Origin of the sequence: Mesorhizobium sp. C268A (genome assembly GCF_040324475.1) — a bacterium.
Classification (GTDB): domain Bacteria; phylum Pseudomonadota; class Alphaproteobacteria; order Rhizobiales; family Rhizobiaceae; genus Mesorhizobium.
Genome location: NZ_JAMYVX010000001.1, coordinates 813,285 through 834,918, shown reverse-complemented (window position 1 = coordinate 834,918; position 21,634 = coordinate 813,285). Strand labels below are relative to the sequence as shown.

Below are 21,634 nucleotides of genomic sequence, written 5' to 3'. Positions count from 1 at the left end.
GGGCTTCAGAGTCCCGCCAACCCGTGCGAAGGAAAATCGAGATGAGTGTAGAAAAAGTAGCAGTCGTCGTCGCCGGTGGCAGCGGTATGGGCGCGGCGGCGGCCAAGCGGCTGGCAGCGGACGGGTTCAAGGTCGCGATCCTGTCGTCCTCCGGTAAGGGCGAGGCTCTGGCCAAGGAGCTTGGCGGCCTCGGCGTCACCGGCTCCAACCAGTCGAATGACGATCTGCAGCGGCTCGCCGATCTGACGCTCGAGCGCTTCGGCCGCATCGACGTGCTGGTCAACAGCGGCGGCCACGGGCCACGCGCGCCGATCCTCGAAATCACCGACGAGCAGTGGCACACCGGTCTCGACGTCTATCTGATGAACGTCATCCGGCCGGTGCGCATCGTGGCGCCGCAGATGGTCAAGCAGAGGGCTGGCGCCATCATCAACATCTCGACCGCCTGGGTGGTCGAGCCGAGCCCGATGTTCCCGACATCCGCCGTGTTCCGCGCCGGGCTTGCCGCCTACACCAAGATCTTCGCCAACACCTACGCCGCCGACAATGTGCGCATGAACAATGTGCTGCCCGGCTGGATCGACAGCCTGCCGGCCACCGAGGAGCGCCGCGACAGCGTGCCGATGCAGCGCTACGGCACCTCGGAGGAAATTGCCGCGACCATCGCCTTCCTCGCTTCCGAAGGTGCGGGCTACATCACCGGCCAGAACATCCGCGTCGACGGCGGCATCATCGGCGCGATCTGACCGCGCGGTCGCCTCGCGTGAGCCGGCGTCACTCCTTCACCGCGCCGGTCATCGACGAGACATAGTGCTCGACGAAGAACGAATAGAGCACCACCACCGGCAGCGAGCCGATCAGCGCTCCCGCCATCAGCGCGCCCCATTCGTAGACGTCGGAGCGCACCAACTCGGTCAGCACACCCACCGGCACGGTCTTGTTTTCCGAGGACTGGATGAATGTCAGCGCATAGATGAACTCGTTCCATGACAGGGTGAAGGCGAATATGCCGGCGGAGATCAGGCCGGGCACGGACAGCGGCAGCACGATCTTGGTGAGGATCTGCCACCGGCTCGCGCCGTCTATCAGCGCGCATTCTTCCAGTTCGAACGGGATGGAGCGGAAGTAACCCATCAACAGCCACGTGCAGAACGGAACCAGGAAGGTCGGATAGGTAAGGATGAGCGCGAAGGGCGTGTCGTAGAGCCCGAGGTTGAACACCATTACCGACAGCGGAATGAACAGGATCGAGGGCGGCACCAGATAGGCGAGGAAGATGCCGAGGCCGACCTGCCGCGCCCCGGAAAACCGCAGCCGCTCGATCGCATAGGCGGCGAACACCGACGCCAGCAGCGACAGGAAAGTAGCGGCGGTCGAGATGATGATCGTGTTGAGCAGCCAGCCCGGATAGGAGGTCTCGAACAGGAGATAGCGGATATGCTCCAATGTCGGATGCACCACCCAGAACGGATTGAACTGCGCATAGTCGGTCATCTCGAGATTGGGCTTAACCGCCGTGATCGTCATCCAGTAAAACGGAAACAACAGCACGAAGACGAACACCAGCAGCGGCAGATAGACCGTCACCACGCGGCGCGGCAGGCTCTGCAGGTAGCCCATGCCGCCTTCGTCGATATCCCCACGTTTCGCCTTCCTTGTCGCGGCCGTCTTGACCATGTCAGTCTCCGCCGCCTTGTTGCCATTTGCGGCGTTGCAGGCCGAAATAGCTGAACAGGATCGCCGCCAGCAGGAACGGGATCATGGCCACCGCGATGGCCGCGCCCTCGCCAAGCTGGCCGCCGGAAATGCCGCGCTGGAAAGACAATGTCGCCATCAGATGCGTGGCATTCACCGGTCCGCCCCGGGTCAGCACGTAGATCAGCTGGAAATCGGTGAAAGTGAACAGCACCGAGAAGGTCATGGTGATGGCGATGATCGGCGTCAGCAGCGGCAGAGTCACATAACGAAACAACTGCCAGCGACTGGCGCCGTCGAGCGTGGCCGCCTCGTAGAGCGACTGCGGAATGGTCTGCAGGCCGGCGAGCAGCGTGATGGCGACGAAAGGAATGCCGCGCCAGACGTTGGCGGCGATAACCGAAGCGCGCGCATTCTCCGGATCGCCGAGGAAATTGATGCGGTGGTCGATCAGGCCCATTTGCTGCAGCGCCCAGGACAGGATGGAGAACTGCGAATCGTAGATCCACCAGAAGGCGATGGCTGACAGTACGGTGGGCACCACCCAAGGCAGCAGGACTATCGCGCGGAAGAACGATTTGAACGGCAGGTTTTCATTGAGAATGAGCGCCAGCCACAGGCCGAGCACGAACTTCAGGATCGAGGCGCTGACCGTGTAGAGCAAGGTGTTGAAGACGGACAGCCAGAAGACGGCGTCACTCCACAGATACTGATAGTTCTCGGTGCCAATGAAGATGCCGGGGCGGCCGATACGGGCATCGGTGAAGCCGAGCCAGACGCCCAGCCCGAGCGGATAGGTCAGGAAGACCAGCAGCAGCGCCGCCGCCGGCAGCATGAAGCCGAAGCCCAGCGCGTTGCGGCTTTCGGAGATCCGCGAAAGCATCGACGGACGCGGCTGGGCGGCAACGGACGGCACGGCCATGAAGGGCTCCTCATCGGGGAATCAGGTCACGGCGTCAACGGCCGCCATGGGATTGTGCGACGGGCCGGGCAGCGCACTAGACGCTGCCCGGCGGTGCCGTGATCAAACGCGGTAGTAGCGGTTGGCGCGCTTCTCCGCCTCCTCCATCGCCTCCTGCGGCGTCGCCTGGCCGGTCACCGCCTTGGCGAACATGTCGACCAGGACATAGTCGGCCATGGTCGCCGCCGAGGCATAGCCGAGCGGCCCGGCATAGCCGTTGGGGCGCAGCGTCGCCGAGGCCTTGGCATAGGCGGCATTGTTCGGGTCGGCCGTCCACACTGGATTGTTGTCGAAGGCCTTCAGCGTCTGGCAGCAATAGCCCGCCGAGGAGGTGATCCAGTCGGTCATCTGCGGATCCTCGAACATGAACTGCAGATAGGCCTTGGCCGCATTGGGGTAGGGCGTGTAGTTGAAGATGACGGCGGTGGTCACCTGGAACAGTTCGACCGATTTCCCGACGGGACCGATCGGCAGGTTGGTGGTGCGGATGTCCTTGGCGATCTCAGCCAGCTTCGGATCGTTGTCCTTGTTGATCTTGGCCGTATTGTAGGCGGAAATGCCGTTGGCGATGACGCCGAGTTCGCCGGCCAGGAAGGCGCGGTTGTTATTGACGTCGAGCCAGCTTTCGGTCCCGGGAATGAAGGTCTTGTAGAGTTCCTGCGCGTATCCGATCGCCTTTAGCGTCTCGGGGCTGTTGATCGCCACCTTGCCGCTCTCGTCGACCATCTGGCCGCCATGGCTCCACAGCAGCCAGTGCGCGTAATTGTTGCCGTCGCCGACGCCGTGGCCGTGCGTGAAGCCGGCCGGATGTCCCTTCGCCTGCAACGCCTTGCAAAGCTCGAGGAAGCCTGCCGTGTCCTTCGGAAATTCGGAGAAGCCGGCCTCCTTCACCCAGCTTTCGCGATAGACGATGGCATTGCCGATCGTGGCCAGCGGCAGGCCGACGAACTTGCCGTCCCGCGTCGCATATTGCTTTGGTCCGTCGTGCCAGCCGCCATATTTCGAGCCCAGATACTCGCCGAGCTCGGTCACGTCGTGCAGCTTGTCGGGATATTGATGCGGGTCGTCGAACCAGACGAACATGAGGTCCGGGCCGGAACCGACATTGGCGGCGACCGCTGCCTTGGGGCGAATGTCCTCCCAGCTTTCCTTGTCGACACGAACCTCGACACCTGTCGCCTCGGTGAAGCGCTTGGTGTTGGCCAGCCATTGATCCTCATCGCCCTTGACGAAGGGCGACCAGCGCAGCAGCCGCAGCTTTGCGCCTTCCTCGGGCTTGTATTTCAAGCCCTCCTGGGCAAAAGCCGGCGAGCCGACGAAGCGGCTTCCCAGAGCTCCCGCCGCAGCACCTGCGGTCGTGCGGATTACATCGCGTCTCGTGAATTTCATGGTCGTCTCCTCCGGTTTATCTTCCTTGCTATGCGGTCCTTACCATCCGTTACGCGTTTCAAATCGTGTTCCGGTCTTGCCGTCAAAGAGATGAATCAGGCCAGGCGCGGCAGTGAGCCGTATGGTTTCGCCCGGTGTGAAGGCATGGCGTTCGCGGAAATTGGCGACGATCTCGTCGCCGCCGGCGGTGCGGCCGATGAGCTGCACTTCCGACCCGGTCGGCTCGACGACCGCGACGGTGACTGGAATGCCTTGGTCGGACGATAGCCGCAAATGCTCGGGCCGTATTCCCAGCACCACCGGATGACCGTTGCCAACGGCCGGCGCGGCGCCCAGCGGCACGGAAATTCCCCCGGCGCCGCGAAAGGACGGAGACCCGTCGGTGACGATCTCGCCCTTGATCAGGTTCATTGCGGGCGAGCCGATGAAACTGGCGACGAAGAGATTGTTGGGCCTGTCGTAGAGCTCCAGCGGCGGTCCGATCTGTTCGACGATGCCGTCATGCATGACGACGATCTTGTCGGCCATGGTCATGGCCTCGATCTGGTCGTGGGTGACATAGACTGTGGTCGTCTTGAGCCGCTGGTGCAGTTCCTTGATCTCGGCGCGCATCTGCACCCTGAGCTTGGCGTCGAGATTGGAGAGCGGTTCGTCGAACAGGAAAACCTGTGGATCGCGCACGATCGCCCGGCCCATGGCGACGCGCTGGCGCTGGCCGCCGGAAAGCTGGCGCGGATATCGCGTCAGCAATGGCACCAGCCCGAGGATTTCGGCGGCGCGCTGAATGCTGGTAGCGCAATCGGCCTTCGAAACACCTTTGAGCATGAGCGAGAACGCCATGTTCTCGGCGACCGTCATGTGCGGGTAGAGCGCGTAGTTCTGGAACACCATGGCAACGTCGCGCTCTTTCGGCGCAACGTTGTTGACGACCCGATCCCCGATCGCGATCTCGCCCCGAGAAATCTTTTCCAGGCCGGCGATCATCCTGAGAAGGGTCGATTTTCCGCAACCCGACGGGCCGACCAGCGTGACGAATTCGCCGTCGTCGATATCCACACTGACGCCATGCAGGACCTCGACGGTCCCGAACGATTTGTAAACATCGCCGATCGCGACAGACGCCATCGATCTCCTCCCGAATGCTTCTTGCGACGCCCCGAAGGAAACCGCTCCTCTCCCGCCTCGCGACCGTCTCCCATTCCCCCGCCAGGTCGCGTGACGATCAGACGGTAGCGCTACCAAGCCTGCCTGTAAAGCGGCCATGCGGCCGGTGCTCTTGTCGTTCGGAACACCGGCGCAATGACCGGTTCGCCGGCAAACTACCCCCCATTCACAAAAGCCAGCACCAGCTTCTGCAGGTTTCCGCCGGGGCCGAATTCGACCCGGTCGAAGTCGCGGCTCGCCTGCCGCTGAGCCAGCGAGATCTGGGCGAGTTGCCTCGTCAGCTCGGTTCTGATCTTGCTGCAGGCGGGGTCATCAGTAACGGTCAGGCCGACGCTCACCGCCTCGATCTTGCGCACCATCTCGGCGATGGCCGCGCCATGCACTCTCTCGTGGGCGGCGAGCCCGGCGATGAACACCGTCCAGTTCTTCTGGACGGAAGCCGGCAACGGTTCGGCCGGCTTCGGCAAGGTGTAGGTGATGATCAGTTTCGGGCGCGCCGATTTGAGCACGCAGGCGTCGCCTTGCGGCCTGTAGTCCCTGGTCCAGGTCAGCTTGAAATTGGTGTGCGCAATGACCCGACCCTTGCCGAGCAAGGGGCCGGCTTCGCCGATCGCGGCATAGAGTTCCGGGCCGGTCCGCCCTGCGATGGCGTAGGTCTCGACCTTTTCGACCGGCTTCCAGTCGGCGCGTGCCGGCGACGCCAGCAGGGAGGCCGCGAACAGGAGAAAGAACATGGCTGGTTTCATGGAAACGTCAGAGACACTGGGCTGAGGCAAAGATCAACCCGGCGCAATGCACTCAGGTCCCACGGCAGGCCGCGTCATAGTCGGCCAGCACCTGATCGACAGCTTCGAGAAGGATAGCCTCGGGATTGCCCGCCGGCCCGAGTTCGGCCGGCAGCGCCGGCAGGAATTGCCGCATCAGCGTTTCGGGAATGGCAACGTCGTCCAGCGCCTTGCGCAGGCGCTCGACGGCCGCGACAGCGGTGGGGTTGCTCCAATAATAGCGGATGCGGTCGCTGTAGCTGTAATGCCGCTGCACATAGAGCTCTGCTTCATTGCCATGATAGTGGCTGTGCCAATGGCCGGGTGCTGCCAGCATCGCGCTTTCCATGGTGCGGGCGAGCGACCGGTCGCCATAGTCCCTGGCCATTTCGGAGGCGATCAGGTCGAGCCCGTAAAGCGCCTCGCGCAAGGCGAAGGTCAGGCCGGGGCCGACCTTGAGGATAGGAAAGCCGTTTGCGACCAGCGCGGTCAAAGCCGCACGGGTCTGGTAGTCGGTCGAATGCGCCTCGTAGACGAGCGACGGCTGCTCATCGAGCAAGCCGGTCAGGCCCTTGGATTTTTCGGGCGCGTAGGCGACGACATTCTGGCTGCCGAATTCCACGCCCGGCTGCACCACCACGGCCATGACGCGGCCGAACGCCTCGGTCAGGCCTTCGCGGGCAAAGATCTCCCGGTGAACCTCGATCGTGCGCCGCGCCGCCGCCGCCTCGGTCGGCTTCAACTCGCTGATCGCATGGTCGACGCCGCCGGGGGCGGGAACTTCGGTGCCGATGATGTAGACCGGCAAGGTGCTGCCTGCGGCGTGCGCGCCCGTTTCGGCCGCCTTTGCCAGCCGCGCCGCCCGGGTGGCGATGGTCTCGTCGTCGAGCGCCGCCAGCTCGCCGGCGCAGCCCATCGATGCGTCGAGATGGATCTTGGTGAAGCCGGCCGCGATATAGGCGCCGACCATGGCCTCAGCCTTGTCCATCGCCTGCGCCGCCGGCTCTGCGCGCCACGGGTTCGGTCCCAGATGGTCGCCGCCGAAGATGATGCGCGAGGCTTCCAGCCCCTCGCGACAGGCGATCTCCAGCACGAAGGCGACGAACAGCGCCGGGGTCATTCCGGTATAGCCGCCGAACTGGTTGACCTGATTGCAGGTTGCCTCAATCAGCAGGTTTTTCTCCCTGTCGGCAACGGCGCGCCTGATCGCCGTCTGGATCACCAGCGGATGCGCGGAGCAGATCGAGGTGATGCCGTAGGGCGAGCCGTTTTTGCGCGCGCTGGCGAGGCCTGCAAGCGGGTTGGCGCTCATGTCCGTCTCGCTGTTCCCTTGATGAATTGGTCAAGCGCATCGAAGCCGGCGGTGCCTTCCATCGGGCCGCGCCGGGTGATGTTGCGGGCGCCGGCGGCATTGGCATAAAGCAGCGCCTTGCCGGGCTCCATCCCCTGGCGGCGGCAAGTCAGGTAGGTGGCGCCAAAGCAGTCGCCGGCGCCCGTCGGGTCGACTTCCTCGACTTGGAAACCGGCGCAGTCGATCCTGGCGCTGTCGGCGCCGAACCAGGAAGAGCCGTCAGCACCGCGCTTCAGCACGATCTCGCCGACGCCCCTGGCAAACAGCGCCGCCACCGCCTGATGCTCGTCATCGACGCCCGCCGTAGCGAGCAATTCGTCGCCGGACGGCAGCAGCAGGTCGGCATCGTCGATGAGGGCGGAAAACAGTGCGCCGTCGGAGCCGTCGATCAGCTCCTTGCGCACATTCGGGTCGAATGAGGTCGAGCCGCCGCGGGCACGAACCGCCTGCACTGCGTAGCTGACGATCTCCTTCAGCCCTGCCACCGACAGCGTCGATCCCATGATATGCAGATGGCCGGCCCTGTCCGCCAGCAGGCGCGCAGCAGTGGTCAGGTGGATCTGCCCGGCGGCGGATTCGGCGATGTTGTAGACGAAGTCCCTGATACCATCGGGCCGGTAGCGCACGAAGGCGCATCCCGTCGGGAAGCGGTCGCTGATATCGACGGCTGAGACGTCGACGCCGTCGAGCTCCAGCCTGTCCAGGTTGAGCGTGCCGAAATCGTCGCGGCCGACGCAGCCGATAATGCCGGCGCCGCCTCCCAGCCGGGCGACCTGATCGATGAAGATCGCCGGCGCACCGCTGGGGAATGGCCCGACAAGCGATTGCGGCTCGAGGAAGCCGAAACCCAGTTCCGTCGCCATGATCTCGACCAGGATTTCGCCGGCGACAATCGTTGGCCCCACGGCCTCGGCGGCGATCTCGCTTCGGCGCGAAAGGCTCATGCTTGCGATTCCTCTCACACGCAAACTGATTGCTTGCCCGCGCAGTTATCCGACGCAAATGTTTATCGGGTAAATCGCACATACAGCGAAGTCAATAAAACTCTACATGCGTATAGTTTATCTGTTTCCGCGCGTACACATTGCAGGATTCGGGTGGCTGGGATCGTGGCACCGTGCAAATCAGGCGTCGACCGCAGCGAAAGGACAGCCATGCTCACGCTTCATGATTATTTGCCGTCGCAAAACGGTTGGAAGGCGAGGGTCGTGCTCGGCCTGCTCAACATTCCCTATGAAAGCCGCCTGGTGTCGATTTTCGAGGGCGAGAGCCACACCGACGCCTTCCTGAAGCTCAACCCGGCCGGCGCCGTTCCTGTGCTCGAACTCGAGGATGGCCGTGCGATCGCCGAATCGAATGCGATCCTCATTTATCTCGCCGAAGGCACGCCCTTGCTGCCGGCGGATCGCTATGTCAGCGCGAAAGTTATGCAATGGCTGTTCTTCGAACAGTACCATGTCGAGCCGGTCATCGGCTCCCTGCGCTTCTGGACGCTGGCCGGAAGGCTGGAGCGCAACCAGGCGACGCTTCCGGCCAAGCGCGAAGCCGGCGCCCGCACGCTGGCAACGCTGGAGCGGAGCCTGAACGACACGCCGTTCCTTGTCGGCGACATGCTCACCATCGCCGACATTGCCGTCTATGCCTACGGCCACCGTGCCGAAGATTGCGGCTTTGCGCTGGCGGCTTATCCGGCGGTTCGTGCCTGGACGGGCCGGGTACGCGACGCCATCGGTCCCGGCTATCCCGTGCATCTCTACAGCATCGATCGGCATTCGGCTGCTTGAAGGCAAAAGGCGCGTTCACCTTGCTTAGTCGAAAAGAAGACCCAGATTCTGCTTTGTCGGCGGCTTTCGCTTGCAATCCGTTGACTGGATGGCCGGATCCCGGCGTCAACTCGACGACCGGCCGGCACTTAGCATGGAGGTGACCATGACACGCGACGACATCATTTCGGTGTTGGGGCCGGTAGACGAGGCGGTCATAGCCGACATCGCGCTGACCGGCGCCACCCTTCAAGAACTGCGCGAGGCGTTCGCCTGGCTCGGTGCCGACGAGGCGCTGGTCAACGAGGGCCGCCCCTTGCCGGGAACGAAGGTGGCGCGGCTGATCGAACTCCTCGATATGCCGGACGACGAGGACGGTCCACAGGCGGTGGCGGCGCAGGGGTTAGGGCAGTAGGGCCCTGACTACTGCGGTTTCCCATTCACTTCACGCCCTCGACAGCAGCCGGCGCATGATCAGCGAGGCATGGCCGGCGACGCCGTGCGCGGCCGGGCGGTGTTCGACCACCTCGAAACCGTGCTTGCGATAGAAGGCGATCGCCCGGTCGTTGCCCTCGATCACTTCCAGCGCAATGCTGGGGATGCCGGCATGCGCGACAAGCACCGCGTGCAGCAGGTCGGTGGCGAGCCCGCTGCCGAACTCTGACTTGTCGATGTGCAGCCGGTCGAGCAGGACATCGCCACGATCGTCCATCGCCGCCATCGCGTAGCCGGCGATCGAACCGTCCGGCCGTTCGGCCACGAACGACATCTTGTTGTCGTCCAGAAGTTCGGCTGCCAGCCGCTCGGGCGCATGCTTGTCGTCCGAGAGGCGTGCCGTGGTCTCGGGTCCCAGGATCGGCGAATAGGTGCGCCGCCAGGAGTCTCCCAGCAGCCGCGACACCGACGGCACGTCCTTTGCGGTCATGGTTCTGATCTCGGTCATGGCTGTGCCATCATGCCAAGCTCGCGCCGGCAATCAAGCTGCACGACGCGCGATCTGCTTCTTCGTCGTCTTGGTGCGATCTGGGCTGCGCGACGTTTCTGCGAGACGTACATCACCCAATCCTGCCAACACCACCGGAGCATGGTCCTTGAATCTGACGACAAGGTCGAGTTCGCCCCCGAGAGCCTTAACGTAGCCGCGCAAGGTCGACAGAAGAAAATCCGACCGCTTTTCGAGCTGGGCAACGGAGACCTGTTTCTTGCCCAACTTGCGGCCGACATGCTCCTGTGTGAGTGCCCGAGCCTTGCGAAGCTGCTGAAGGGTTTCAAACTCCTCAAGCAGCTCCCTGGTACGGAGGTCGGACGCCTTGATCAGTTCGGGAGACATCGTTTCGGCAAATACGTCATCGGCGGAAATGGCCATCACTTCTTCTCCTTCTTGTGCCCTTCCTTGGCAGTTTTCTGCCCCTCTTTCACGCGCTTTAAATGGACGTCGAACCTCTTATCGGCGATCTCGATCAGCTTCTTGTAGAAGCGCTTCTCGTTGACGCCCGATTTATCTCCCGCAACAAGGAAAATGGCCTTTCTCTCAGGATCGAACGCGAACGCCACTCTCCACACGCCATCAGCAGCATCGAACCGCAATTCCTTCATGTTCGCGTGCCTTGAGTCGTTCAGCGTATCGACCCTCGGCCTGCCATAAGACGGACCCAGCTGCTTCAGAACATTTGCCAAAGCACGGATTTCGACCTTTACGTCGTCCTTCAGCTTGGAGAATTCCGTTCTGAAGTCATCATCGAATTCCACAATCCATGTCATTAAAGATAGCTTTCACCTTATATAATGTCAAGTGAATGTCATGGACGACATTATCTCGGTGTGCCGAAATCCTTACCGCCTCACCCGCGACTTCAGCCAACGATCGAAGGCCACGGCCAGGATCAGGATCAGGCCAATGACGATGCTTTGCGTGTAGGACGAGACATTGTTGAACTGCAGCCCGTTCTGCAGCACGCCGATCAGTGCAGCGCCCACCACCGTGCCGCCGACCGAGCCGATGCCACCGAATAGCGAGGTGCCGCCGATGACGACGGCGGAAATCACCGTAAGTTCGTAACCGATCCCGGCTACGGCTTCGGAGGAGTTGAGCCGTGCTGACAAAACGAAGGCCGCCAGCCCGGCGAAGAAGCCGACGATGACATAGACCGAGATCAGAATGCGGTCGACGCGCAGGCCCGACAGGCGTGCGGCCTCGGCATTGCCGCCGACGGCATAGACGGCGCGGCCATAGCGCGTATAGCGCAGCACGATGTGGCACAGGATGGCCGCCGCCGCGAAGATGATCGCCGGCACCGGCACCGGTCCGATGAGCCCGGTGCCGAACCAGCGCATCGAGGCGTCGAAACCGGAGATCGGTCCGCCATTGGAGATGGTCAGCGTCAGGCCGCGAAACACGGTGAGCCCACCCAGCGTGACGACGAAGGGCGGCACTTTCAGCCGGGTGATGGCAAAGCCCTGGACGCCGCCGGCCAGCGCCCCGACAGTGACGGCGGCAAGCAAGGCGGCGAACCAGCCATAGCCTTGCGTGCCCGTGGTCGACAGCGACAGCGTGTTGGCGGTGCCGCCCTTGGCCACCACCGCGGCCACCATGCCGCAGAAGGCGAGCAGTGAGCCGACCGACAGGTCGATGCCGGCAGTGAGGATGACGAAGGTCATGCCGAGCGCGATCAGCCCGGTGATCGAGATCTGCCTCAAAATGTTGAACAGGTTGATTGGATCGATGAAGCTCGGCTTCAGCACGGTGAAGATGACGATCAACACCGCCAGGAACATCAGCGGCCCAAAACTCATCAGAAGCCGCGCGATGTTGATGCCGCTGCGCTGGGTCTGTTCGGTGGTGCTGGTCATTGCGTTGCGTCCTGCTTGCGGTCGAGCGCCATCAGTTCCATCAGTTTTTCCTCGGTCGCTTCGATGCCCGGCATTTCGCCAGTGATACGGCCGCGCCGCATCGTAACGATGCGATCCGACACTGCCAGCACCTCCGGCAGTTCCGACGAGATCATCATGATGGCGATGCCGCGCGCAGCCAACTGGACCAGGATCTGGTGCACTTCGGCCTTGGCGCCGACATCGACGCCGCGCGTCGGCTCGTCGACGATCAGTACTTTCGGGTCGCGCGCCAGCCAGCGGGCCAGGATCACCTTTTGCTGATTGCCGCCGGACAGGCCCTCGATCGCCTGCTCGGGCGAGGCCATGCGGATCGACAGTGCCTTGCGATAGCCGGCCAGCGCCTCGCGCTCGCGCCGTTCGGCCATGAAGCCGGCCCCATTGCTGTAGCGGCCGAGCGAGGCGATCGAGAAATTGTTGAGAATGCCCAGTGCTGCAAAGATCGCCTGGTGCTTGCGGTCTTCCGGCACCAGCCCGATGCCGAGTTTGATGGCGTCTGCGGGGGAGGCCGGGGCGATCGGCTTACCGTCGAGCGCAATCGTGCCGGCGGCGATGCGGTCGGCGCCGAAAATGGCGCGGGCAAGCTCGGTGCGGCCGGAACCGACGAGGCCGGCAACGCCGAGGATTTCGCCGGCCTTCAGATCGAGGTTGACGCCTTCGAGTACGATGGCATGCGGCGCCAACGGGTCGCGTACCGTCCGCAGCCCGCGCACCGAGAGCCTGACCTCGCCGGCGACATCGCGCTGCGTCGGCCGCGCGTAGAGCTCGGAGGCGGCGCGGCCGACCATCTTCTCGATGATCTTCGGGATCTGGATCGGCTGGCCGTCACGGTCGAGATGACCGGCCAGCCTGCCATCCCGCAGCACGGTCATGCGGTCGCAAATGGCGGACGCTTCCTCCAGCCGGTGGGTGACGAACATGATGGCGACACCGTCCTTGCGCAGCCTGTCCATGATCGACATCAGTTTCTGCACCTCGGTCTCGGTCAGCGCCGAGGTCGGCTCGTCCATGATGATCAGGCGGCTTTCCAGCGACAGAGCGCGGGCGATTTCGACCAGCTGCTGTTCGGCTACCGACAGCGAGGACACCGGCGTCGCCGGATCGATGTCGAGACCGACGCGGGCGATGATCGCGCGCGAGGCGTCCTCCATCCTGCGCCAGCTGACCAGCCCGAGCGGCCCGAGCGGCGCGCGGCCGATGAAAATGTTTTCCGCAACCGTCAGCGTCGGGATCAGGCTCAGTTCCTGATAGATGGTGACGATGCCATGCCGCTTCGCATCCTGCGGACTGGACGGCGCGTAGTCGGCGCCGTCGAAGACGATGCGGCCGCTTGACGGCGGCATCACGCCGGACAGGATTTTCAACAGCGTCGACTTGCCGGCGCCGTTCTCGCCGAGCAGGCCAAGGATCTCACTGGGCCGCACCTCGAGCGAAACGTCGATGAGCGCGGTGACGCCGGAAAAATGCTTGGTCACGCCTTCGACGGAAAGGAGCGGTGGCGATGATGCGGTGGGTTCAACGGCGGACAAGCATTGCTCCCGGATTGCGATAGGCAGCGGGACAGCGCCCCCCTCTGTCCTGCCGGACATCTCCCCCACACGGGGGGAGATCAGCAGTTTTGCCGGCAGCACTATTTCTATAACGTTGGCGATTGGCGAAAGCAGACGTGACGGCCAATCTCCCCCCAAGTGGGGGCGGTGTCCGGCAGGACAGAGGGGGGCGCGACAGAGCGCGACCTCCACCCGTCATGGGCCCTACTCTCACTTCGTCTCGTTCAACCTCTCCGCCTTGTCGAGATTGTCCTTGCCGATGACGATCGGCGTCAACAGCACCAGCTTCTCCTTCGGCTGGGTCTTGTCCCTGGCGAAGGCGACCGCTATCTGCACCGCCTTGCGCGACTGTTCGCCGGGGAACTGCTCGACCGTGCCGGCGAGCTTGCCGTCGCGCACGGCGACCAGCGCTTCCGGCAGCGCGTCGAAGCCGTAGATCTTGACGTCGGTGAAGTTGCGCGCGGCACAGGCTTCGAGCGCGCCGAGCGCCATGTCGTCATTGGCGCAGATGATGGCGTCCGGCTTGCCGTTGGCGGCAAGCCCGGCCTCGGTCACCGACAGCGCTTCGGCGCGGGCGAAGTTGGCGGTCTGCTCGAAGATGATCTGGTACTTGTCCTTGAGCGGATCGAGCACATTGTGGACGCCTTTGTTGCGGTCGATCGCGGGCCCGGCACCCGGCTGGCCCTGCAAATGGAACAGCTTGGCGCCGTTCGGGAACGCCGCCACCATGGCCTGCGCCTCGGCTTCGCCACCCTTGACATTGTCAGCGCCGACATGGGCGAGAATGCCCTCGACGCCGTCGACGCGGCGGTCGATCGTCACCACCGGAACGCCGGCCTTGACCGCTTCCTCGATCGCCGGCGCCAGCGCGTTGACGTCAAGCGGCGAAATCACGATGGCGTTGACCTTCTGCACAAGTGCGGCCTCGATGTCGGCGGTCTGCTTCGGCGCCGAGTTCTGGCCGTCGCTCTCGGTCAGATTGACGCCTTGCGCCTGCGCCTCCGCCTTGATCTCGTTCAGCATGTGCACAAAGAACGGAAAGCCGAGATTGGGCACCGAGCCCAATATGGTCAATTTGTCGGCGGCAAAGGCCATGGGCGCGGCCAGCGCCATGGCGCCGGTCGCCACGGTCGACAACAGGAATTCGCGTCTGTTCATCAGATATCCTCCACATGAACGCAGGAGCCCGAAACCGGGAGCGGCTCGGGACGGTCCTTGCGTCAATTCAAAAATGGAGTGTCCTGTGAACGCCCCGAGGGGACGCGAGGCGCTCCAGCCGGTCCGCCGCAACGTTCTCCTCCGCACGGCGCCGACCGGAGGATGCTAGCCAAGGAAAATCGATTACGCAAGGTGAGGCGAGGGGCTGAAACTGCTAATCTCCCCCCTTGTGGGGGAGATGTCCGGCAGGACAGAGGGGGGCGCTGTCCTGCCGACATTGGCCAATTTCACTTACATCTTTGAGCTAACCTCTACGCAGAATACTTGATGCGGGCGATCCTTCGCGCCCCCCTCTGCCTTGCCAGGCATCTCCCCCACGAGGGGGGAGATTGGCAGCTTAGACGCCTCTACCGATCGATCGTCGTCATCACCCGCTCATTGTAGCGCGGCCCTGAGACCTTGCCGGGCGCAAGGGCTGCGTCGAGCGCAGCAGTCTCGGCCGGGTCGAGCTGGATCGCGGCCGCAGCAACATTTTCTTCGAGATACTTGCGCCGCTTTGTCCCCGGGATCGGCACGATGTCAATGCCGAAACCGTCGCCCTTGCCGAGCACCCAGGCCAGCGCGATCTGTGCGGGCTTTGCCCCTTTGGCCGCGGCCACCTCCTGCACCGCAGCCGCAGCCGCGACATTAGCGTCGTAGTTGGCGCCCTGGTAGCGGGGGTCGCCGCGGCGGAAATCGCCTTCCGGATAATCCTCGGCGCGCTTGACGTCGCCGGCGAGGAAACCGCGGCCGAGCGGCGCGAACGGCACCAGGCCGATGCCGAGCTTTTTGAGCAGCGGGATGATCTCCGGCTCCAGATTGCGCTCCCAAAGCGAATACTCGCTCTGCAGCGCCGAGACAGGGTGCACGGCATGCGCACGGCCGATATTCGCCGCGCCCGCTTCCGACAGGCCGAAGAAGCGCACCTTGCCATCGGCAACCAGCCGGCCGACCGTGCCGGCGACGTCTTCCATCGGCACCGCCGGATCGACGCGATGCTGGTAGTAAAGGTCGATATGGTCGGTGCCGAGCCGCTTCAGCGAGCCCTCCAGCGCCTCGCGGATATGGTCGGGCCGGCTGTCACGCTCCGTGCCGACCTGTCTGCCGTTTTCGATGCGGAAGCCGAATTTGGTGGCAAGGGTCACCTCATCGCGCCGGCCCTTCAGCGCCCGCCCGAGCAGTTCTTCATTGGCATAGGCGCCGTAGACTTCCGCCGTGTCGAGGAAGGTACAGCCGAGTTCGATGGCTCGGTGCAGGGTGGCGATCGATTCCGCCTCGTCGGCAGGGCCGTAGGACTGGCTCATGCCCATGCAGCCGAGGCCGATCACCGAGACCTGCAGCCCCTGGCTGCCGAGTTTGCGGGTGCTGAGGGTCATTGCCGTTCTCCTTGGGGCTGAGGAAAACTATAGCGGCCGCTCCTCCAGTTTCCATAGCTGTTCGGCGGAAGAACAGCGCTTCCCTTGACAAAACCCAGCCGCAAGCGCCTTTGCTGGCGGCCATTGGGGGCCATGGGGATACCAATGAAGAAGATCTACGAGAAGCCGACGCGGAACCGGCGTCAGCAGCTCTCGCGCGTCACCGCGCTCATAATTCCTTCGGACCACTAACCGAATATTGTCGTCGTCATTGCAAAGCCCACTGCCGAGGCGCAGCGGTTTTTTGCTGCCGCCGGATCGTTGCGCTGCCAGAAGCAGGCGGTCAAAATTGACAGAGCAGCCGATCTCCAGCATCCTTATGCCGCCGCCATGTCTTGCGGTCTTGTGTATGAGTGAGCCATGGCCAGTTCCGTCACCAGCCAGAATTCCAAGCGCGCCGCGGTGCGCAAGGCGCTCGACCGCCACAAGGTCTACGTCACCGCGCAAAGCTTTTCCGGCGGCGTCTACTCGGCCCGCGTGCTGGTCGACGGCGAGGCCTACTGGGTCGACGAGTTCCGGCTGAGCCAGCTCCAACAAGGGCTGTCCCCGGCCGAGCTAGACCTGACGCCCGCCTCAGACGATTGAGCGTGATCTCCACATTCTTCGCACCACGCTGGGAAATCTGAAATGTTGGCGGGACAGCACTGTGCAGGAACGCGGCGCAGGGAAGGTTCGTCCGCCGCCGCCGCTCCCGCCTGACCCATGCCAACCCCGCCAAAACTCAAGGCCTATCGCGCCAAGCGCGAATTTACGAAGACGCCGGAACCGGCTGGCGGGCTCATTTCAGGCGACGGCAACCGCTTCGTCGTCCACAAGCATCACGCCACCGCCGACCATTACGATTTGCGCCTGCAGGTCGGCGGCGTGCTGAAAAGCTGGGCGGTGCCGCGCGGGCCCTCGCTCAACCCGGCCGACAAGCGGCTTGCAGTCGAGACCGAGGACCATCCGCTCGAATATATCGACTTCGAGGGCGTCATTCCCGAAGGCGAATATGGCGGTGGGCCGATGATCGTCTGGGACACCGGCACCTGGGCACCGATGGACGATGTCGACAAGAGCCTGCGCACCGGCGCCTTCAAGTTCCGGCTGGCCGGCGACAAGTTGAATGGCGGCTGGATGCTGACCCGTCTGAAGCCCAAGCCCAGCGAAGACAGCGAGAAGAAAAACTGGCTGCTGTTCAAGGAGCGCGATCTCGCCGCCGATACCGGCCTCGACATCCTGGAAGCGCGGCCGGAAAGCGTGAAGTCCGGCAAGCGGATCGAGGAGCTGGTGGCGCCGCCGAAGAAGCCGGCCCGCCTGCCGCCCAAGCCCGGCGCGCTGAAACCCGGCGCGCTGCCCGGTGCGGCCAGGGGCGATCCGCCGTCGCGCATCGAGCCGCAGCTCGCCACGCAGGTGCCGAAGCCACCGGGTGGGCCAGTGGAAGACACAGGTGAACTCTGGCTGCACGAAATAAAATTCGACGGCTACCGCACCATGGCGCATATCGCCGATGGCGAGGTCAGGCTGATCACCCGCGGCGGCATCGACTGGACGAAGCGTTACGGCGACCTGCCGCAGGCATTCGCCCGGCTGCCCCTCAGCCAGGCGATCATCGACGGCGAGATCATGGTGCTGGACGAGAAGGGCATCTCGCGTTTCGCGCTGCTCCAGGATGCGCTGTCGGCGGGTGCGGGCAGCAAGCTCCATTTCTATGCCTTCGACCTGCTGCATCTCGACGGCTGGGACCTCCGCAAGGCGCCGCTCGCAAAGCGCAAGGCCCTGCTCGCCGAACTGCTAGCCGGACAGGGCGCCAACTCCGCCATCCAGCTGAGCGACCATGTCGAAGGCGACGGACAGGGGCTGTACGATCAGGCCTCGATCCTTGGGCTGGAAGGCGTCGTCTCCAAGCGCGCCAACGCCATCTACCAGAGCGGCCGCACGAAGAGCTGGACCAAGGTCAAGGCGCTGGAGACCGGCGATTTCATCATCGCCGGCTACACCGTTTCCGACGCGGCCGAAGGACTGGCGGCACTCGGCATGGCTGAATTCGCGGATGGCGAACTGCACTATCGCGGCAAGGTTGGCACCGGCTTCGATGCCGCTACGGCGGGCGACTTGCTGGCCCGGCTGCAGCCGCTGCGCGACGGCGCGACAGCACCCGAGGGTGTGCCGCGCGAGATCATGCGCGAGATGAAATGGGTGCGGCCGATGCTGTCGGCCCGCATCCACTACGCCAACCGAACGGCGGACAATTCGCTGCGCCACGGTGTGTTTCGGGGCTTGCGCGATGTCGGCCTGTCGACGCCGGTGTCGCCGAAGCGCAAGCGGCTGATCGCCGAAGCCGATCTCGCAACCATCTGGGTGACCAATCCGGAGCGGCGGCTGTTCGGCAAGACCGGACCGACCAAACTCGACATCGCCGTCTATTACGCGCTGGTCGGCGATTTCATGCTGCCGCACATTATGGGCCGCCCGGTGTCGCTGGTGCGCTGCCCGACGGGCCTGCCGAAGGACTGTTTCTTCCAGCGCCACGCCTTCACCGGCATGCCGCCGTCGGTGGTCACTTTTGACGCCACCAACTCCGAAGGTGAAACCAAATCCTATCTGTCGGTCGAGGGAGCAAAAGGCTATCTGGCACTCGCGCAGTTCGGCGTCGTTGAGTTCCACACCTGGGGCACGCATCGCTTGAGCCTCGACAAGCCCGACCAGATCGTTTTCGATCTCGATCCGGGTGAGGGCATCGCCTGGCGCGAAGTGGTCGAGGCCGCCGTCCACATCAAGGGCGAATTGGAGCGGTTCGGCCTGGTGCCGTTCGCCAAGACATCCGGCGGCAGCGGCATCCACATAACCGTGCCGGTGACGCAAAAGCAGAACTGGAAGAAGCTGCACCAGGCGACCAGCGCCATCTCCACGCACTTGGCGGCCACCGCGCCAGACACTTTCACCACCACAATGGGCAAGGAAAACCGCAAGCGCCGCATCTTCATCGACTACCACCGCAACGCCCGCGGCCACACCTCCGCCGCCCCCTATTCGCTGCGCGCCCGCACCAACCTGCCGGCGTCGACGCCGGTGAGTTGGGCAGACCTTGAGACGATCGATGCGCCGCAGGATCTGAACTATTCCTCGCTGCCGGGGTTGTTGGCGACCTCGGGCGACCCCTGGGCGGACATGGAGGATTTCGCGAGGGATTTGCCGGCCTTCAAATAAGGTTTTTCTCCCCATTTCATGGGGGCGAGGAACCCAAGTCCATCGACGCTTCGGACAATTTGAATTATTCTCGGCCTTGGACCTTCAGGGCGACTGGAAGATTTCGCTAGGGATTTGCCTTTATCGTGCCCGGTCGGTGTAGGATTTCCGCAGCACCATTCGTCCTTTGGACGAAGCGCTGCAGTAAGCATGATCCCGAAAAGTGGCAACCGGTTGTCGGTAAGATCATGCTCAGTCTGAAATGTCAGTGCGTGGCCGCGTAGGAGAGTATCATGGCGCCCAGGGCAAGTTGGAAAGGTTACCTCAAGCTCAGCCTCGTCAGCTGTCCGGTCCGGCTCTATCCGGCAACGACGACCAGCGAGCGCATATCGTTCAACCAATTGCACAAGAAGACCCACAACCGCATCAACATGAAGCCGGTCGACCCTGAACTCGGCCTCGTCGAGCGCGCGGACTTGGTCAAGGGTTACGAATACGAGGACAAGCAGTACATCATCATCGATGAGGCCGACCTCGAAGCAGTGCGCATCGAATCCAATCACACGATGAACATCGAGGCCTTCGTCGACGAAGACGAGGTCGACGTCATTTATCAGGATGCGCCGTACTACATGGCGCCGGATGGCGCCATGGCGGAGGAAACCTTCGCCGTGCTGCGCGAGGCAATGCGCAAATCCGGCAAGCTGGCCATTGCCCGCCTTGTCCTGTCCAGCCGCGAGCGCGTGGTGACGATCGGCGCGCGCGAGAACGGCATGTTCGTGTGTACGTTGAGGAACCCGAACGAAGTGCGCGGCACGGCTGAATATTTCGGCAACATCCCGGCTGGCAAGCCGGATCCCGAAATGCTGCAATTGGCCGAAGCGCTGATCAAGCAGAAGGAAACCACCTTCGATCCGAAGAATTATGAGGACCGCTACGAGATCGCGCTGATGACGATGATCCGCGAGAAACTGAAGGGCCATAAGCCGATCATTGCGGCGGCGCCCGAGCGTGGCAATGTCATCAACCTCATGGACGCGTTGAAGGCGAGCCTGTCGCAATCAGCCAAGCCGCCGGCCAAGTCGAAGAGCAAGGCCAACGACGCTGAAAAACCTGCCGCCAAGGGTAAGGCGGGTGCGGCCAAGGAAAACCCGTTGAAGGCCAATCTGCTCAAGGCCGTCGGCAAGAGCAAGGGGTGACGGCGCCGACCGGTATAATCCCGGGCGCCGTCTTCGGCGCCATCGGCGCGCTGGCGGCATTTCCGCTGCGGCTCGCGGCCCGTGAGGTGGAGCGTCAGCACGGCCAGTTGCGGCGCGGCGTCACCAGGCGCACCAGCCATGTTGTGTTCGGCCGAACGCTGATCGCCAAGGCCGGCACGGCGAAGGGCGGCGATGCCGAGATTGAACGCCGTGTTGCCGCCGAGCGTGCCGCCGGCCGAACGCTCCTTAGCGAAAATGGCTTCCTGCGCCTGCTTGGTCTGATGAAGGCGCCGGAGGCGTCTTCGCTGTCCAGGCAGTCTCTCGTCGACCAGTCCAGACTGTCCGGTGCCGACCTCGACCTGCTCAGCCTGTTTGACGCCTTCGAGCACGATTGTGAACCCTACTCGTTCCGCGATCTGATCCTTGCCCGCAAATATGCCGGGCTGGTCGCCGGCGGTGCATCCTGGGGCGCGATCGCGCGCTCCGTGCATCGCTCCGGTCCGGTCGCTTCGCTCACCGCCAAATCGCTCAATGTCGGCTCGCAGCATGGCCGGCCCGATCAGATCTATCTCGAGGATGGCCAGAGCGAACTCGACGGCCAGCTGCTGTTCGATCTCGGCAGCGCAAGCGCAGCCGGCGACGACACGCTGGAAGAATTGTTCGCCGAGGCTGAAAGCGCGGAAGAGGAGGGCCGGCACGACGATGCCGCGGCGCTCTACCAACGCTGCCTCAGCATCGATCCGAGCGACGCCATCGCCGCGTTCAACCGCGCCAATTGCTTGCGTGGCGCCGGTCGCGTGGCCGACGCGGCGCATGACTATGCAAGAGCGATCAAGCTCGATCCGGCGTTCGTCGAGGCCTGGTTCAACCTCGCCGGGCTGATGAGCGACGAAGGCAAGATCGCCTCGGCGCGCCGGCATCTGGTCAAGGCCATCGCGCTCGACAAGAGCTACGCCGATCCGGTGTTCAACCTTGCCCGGCTGGAGTTCGACGCCGGCAATCTGACCGAAGCCCGCCGCCACTGGGTGCGCTATCTCGAACTCGATGCTGACAGCGAATGGGCGCGCACTGCGCAAAAGGGGATACAGTTCGTCGATCTGCAGCTGGCGCGGACGGCGGGGTGAGGCTG

22 protein-coding genes are annotated in these 21,634 nt (G+C 63.6%); 7 read left to right on the top strand and 15 right to left on the bottom strand.

Annotated elements, in window-relative coordinates; translation table 11 throughout:
* The first annotated feature begins 41 nt into the window (after positions 1-41).
* Positions 42-746, top strand: a complete 705-nt coding sequence (locus NKL06_RS04245) for an SDR family oxidoreductase (protein WP_023673468.1) — start codon at positions 42-44, stop codon at positions 744-746.
* A 28-nt stretch (positions 747-774) separates the two neighbouring features.
* Here NKL06_RS04245 and NKL06_RS04240 read toward each other — a convergent pair whose 3' ends face one another.
* From NKL06_RS04240 to NKL06_RS04210, 7 genes are all read right to left on the bottom strand, one after another.
* Entirely contained in the window at positions 775-1,677 is a 903-nt protein-coding gene (locus NKL06_RS04240; protein ID WP_023673469.1) for a carbohydrate ABC transporter permease, read from the bottom strand.
* Position 1,678: 1 nt separating this feature from the next.
* Positions 1,679-2,578, bottom strand: a complete 900-nt coding sequence (locus NKL06_RS04235; RefSeq protein ID WP_444849008.1) for a carbohydrate ABC transporter permease — start codon at positions 2,576-2,578, stop codon at positions 1,679-1,681.
* 141 nt (positions 2,579-2,719) lie between these two features.
* Positions 2,720-4,045 (bottom strand): ABC transporter substrate-binding protein, encoded by a 1,326-nt coding sequence (locus tag NKL06_RS04230; RefSeq protein WP_023693796.1) that lies wholly within the window; start codon positions 4,043-4,045, stop codon positions 2,720-2,722.
* Positions 4,046-4,084: 39 nt separating this feature from the next.
* Positions 4,085-5,170, bottom strand: coding sequence for an ABC transporter ATP-binding protein (locus NKL06_RS04225; RefSeq protein ID WP_023693795.1), 1,086 nt, complete (start codon positions 5,168-5,170; stop codon positions 4,085-4,087).
* Positions 5,171-5,364: 194 nt separating this feature from the next.
* Positions 5,365-5,955, bottom strand: a complete 591-nt coding sequence (locus tag NKL06_RS04220; RefSeq protein ID WP_023673473.1) for a DUF922 domain-containing Zn-dependent protease — start codon at positions 5,953-5,955, stop codon at positions 5,365-5,367.
* Positions 5,956-6,007: 52 nt separating this feature from the next.
* Positions 6,008-7,285 carry a D-tagatose-bisphosphate aldolase, class II, non-catalytic subunit gene (locus NKL06_RS04215; RefSeq protein WP_023693794.1) on the bottom strand — a complete coding sequence of 426 codons (1,278 nt, stop codon included), beginning with the start codon at positions 7,283-7,285 and terminating at the stop codon, positions 6,008-6,010.
* A complete protein-coding gene (locus tag NKL06_RS04210; protein WP_031210663.1) occupies positions 7,282-8,268 on the bottom strand; it encodes a tagatose kinase in 987 nt (328 codons plus the stop codon). Before NKL06_RS04210 ends, NKL06_RS04215 begins: the two co-directional genes overlap by 4 nt.
* Before the next feature lie 210 nt (positions 8,269-8,478).
* On the opposite strand from NKL06_RS04210, the gene NKL06_RS04205 reads away from it, so the two are divergent.
* Positions 8,479-9,108 carry a glutathione S-transferase family protein gene (locus NKL06_RS04205; RefSeq protein ID WP_023693792.1) on the top strand — a complete coding sequence of 210 codons (630 nt, stop codon included), beginning with the start codon at positions 8,479-8,481 and terminating at the stop codon, positions 9,106-9,108.
* A 145-nt stretch (positions 9,109-9,253) separates the two neighbouring features.
* Entirely contained in the window at positions 9,254-9,502 is a 249-nt protein-coding gene (locus tag NKL06_RS04200) for a hypothetical protein (RefSeq protein ID WP_031201948.1), read from the top strand.
* Positions 9,503-9,532: 30 nt separating this feature from the next.
* On the opposite strand, the gene NKL06_RS04195 is transcribed toward NKL06_RS04200, so the two are convergent.
* The 8 genes from NKL06_RS04195 to NKL06_RS04160 form a co-directional block, all read right to left on the bottom strand.
* Positions 9,533-10,030, bottom strand: a complete 498-nt coding sequence (locus NKL06_RS04195) for a GNAT family N-acetyltransferase (RefSeq protein WP_023693790.1) — start codon at positions 10,028-10,030, stop codon at positions 9,533-9,535.
* Positions 10,031-10,063: 33 nt separating this feature from the next.
* Positions 10,064-10,453, bottom strand: coding sequence for a helix-turn-helix domain-containing protein (locus tag NKL06_RS04190; RefSeq protein ID WP_023693789.1), 390 nt, complete (start codon positions 10,451-10,453; stop codon positions 10,064-10,066).
* Complete coding sequence (locus NKL06_RS04185; RefSeq protein ID WP_460221707.1) at positions 10,453-10,836, bottom strand: type II toxin-antitoxin system RelE/ParE family toxin; 384 nt, start codon at positions 10,834-10,836, stop codon at positions 10,453-10,455. Before NKL06_RS04185 ends, NKL06_RS04190 begins: the two co-directional genes overlap by 1 nt.
* Positions 10,837-10,920: 84 nt before the next feature.
* Complete coding sequence (locus NKL06_RS04180) at positions 10,921-11,937, bottom strand: ABC transporter permease (RefSeq protein ID WP_023693787.1); 1,017 nt, start codon at positions 11,935-11,937, stop codon at positions 10,921-10,923.
* Entirely contained in the window at positions 11,934-13,565 is a 1,632-nt protein-coding gene (locus NKL06_RS04175; protein ID WP_460221708.1) for a sugar ABC transporter ATP-binding protein, read from the bottom strand. Before NKL06_RS04175 ends, NKL06_RS04180 begins: the two co-directional genes overlap by 4 nt.
* A 171-nt stretch (positions 13,566-13,736) precedes the next feature.
* A complete protein-coding gene (locus tag NKL06_RS04170; protein ID WP_023693785.1) occupies positions 13,737-14,684 on the bottom strand; it encodes a substrate-binding domain-containing protein in 948 nt (315 codons plus the stop codon).
* Positions 14,685-15,091: 407 nt separating this feature from the next.
* Positions 15,092-16,099 (bottom strand): aldo/keto reductase, encoded by a 1,008-nt coding sequence (locus NKL06_RS04165; RefSeq protein ID WP_023693784.1) that lies wholly within the window; start codon positions 16,097-16,099, stop codon positions 15,092-15,094.
* Between the two features lie 27 nt (positions 16,100-16,126).
* The gene (locus NKL06_RS04160; RefSeq protein ID WP_156939167.1) at positions 16,127-16,453 is read right to left on the bottom strand and encodes a hypothetical protein; all 327 of its coding nucleotides are present in this window, start codon (positions 16,451-16,453) and stop codon (positions 16,127-16,129) included.
* A 45-nt stretch (positions 16,454-16,498) separates the two neighbouring features.
* Here NKL06_RS04160 and NKL06_RS04155 point away from each other — a divergent pair, with 45 nt between their 5' ends.
* The 4 genes from NKL06_RS04155 to NKL06_RS04140 all read left to right on the top strand — a co-directional run bounded on the left by NKL06_RS04155 (position 16,499) and on the right by NKL06_RS04140 (position 21,629).
* The gene (locus NKL06_RS04155; RefSeq protein WP_023673483.1) at positions 16,499-16,723 is read left to right on the top strand and encodes a hypothetical protein; all 225 of its coding nucleotides are present in this window, start codon (positions 16,499-16,501) and stop codon (positions 16,721-16,723) included.
* A gap of 117 nt (positions 16,724-16,840) precedes the next feature.
* Positions 16,841-19,327, top strand: a complete 2,487-nt coding sequence (gene ligD / locus NKL06_RS04150; protein ID WP_023693783.1) for a DNA ligase D — start codon at positions 16,841-16,843, stop codon at positions 19,325-19,327.
* 272 nt (positions 19,328-19,599) lie between these two features.
* Positions 19,600-20,505, top strand: coding sequence for a non-homologous end joining protein Ku (gene ku, locus NKL06_RS04145; RefSeq protein ID WP_023693782.1), 906 nt, complete (start codon positions 19,600-19,602; stop codon positions 20,503-20,505).
* Entirely contained in the window at positions 20,502-21,629 is a 1,128-nt protein-coding gene (locus tag NKL06_RS04140; protein ID WP_023693781.1) for a tetratricopeptide repeat protein, read from the top strand. The genes ku and NKL06_RS04140 overlap by 4 nt, the downstream gene beginning before the upstream one ends.
* Positions 21,630-21,634 lie beyond the last annotated feature (5 nt).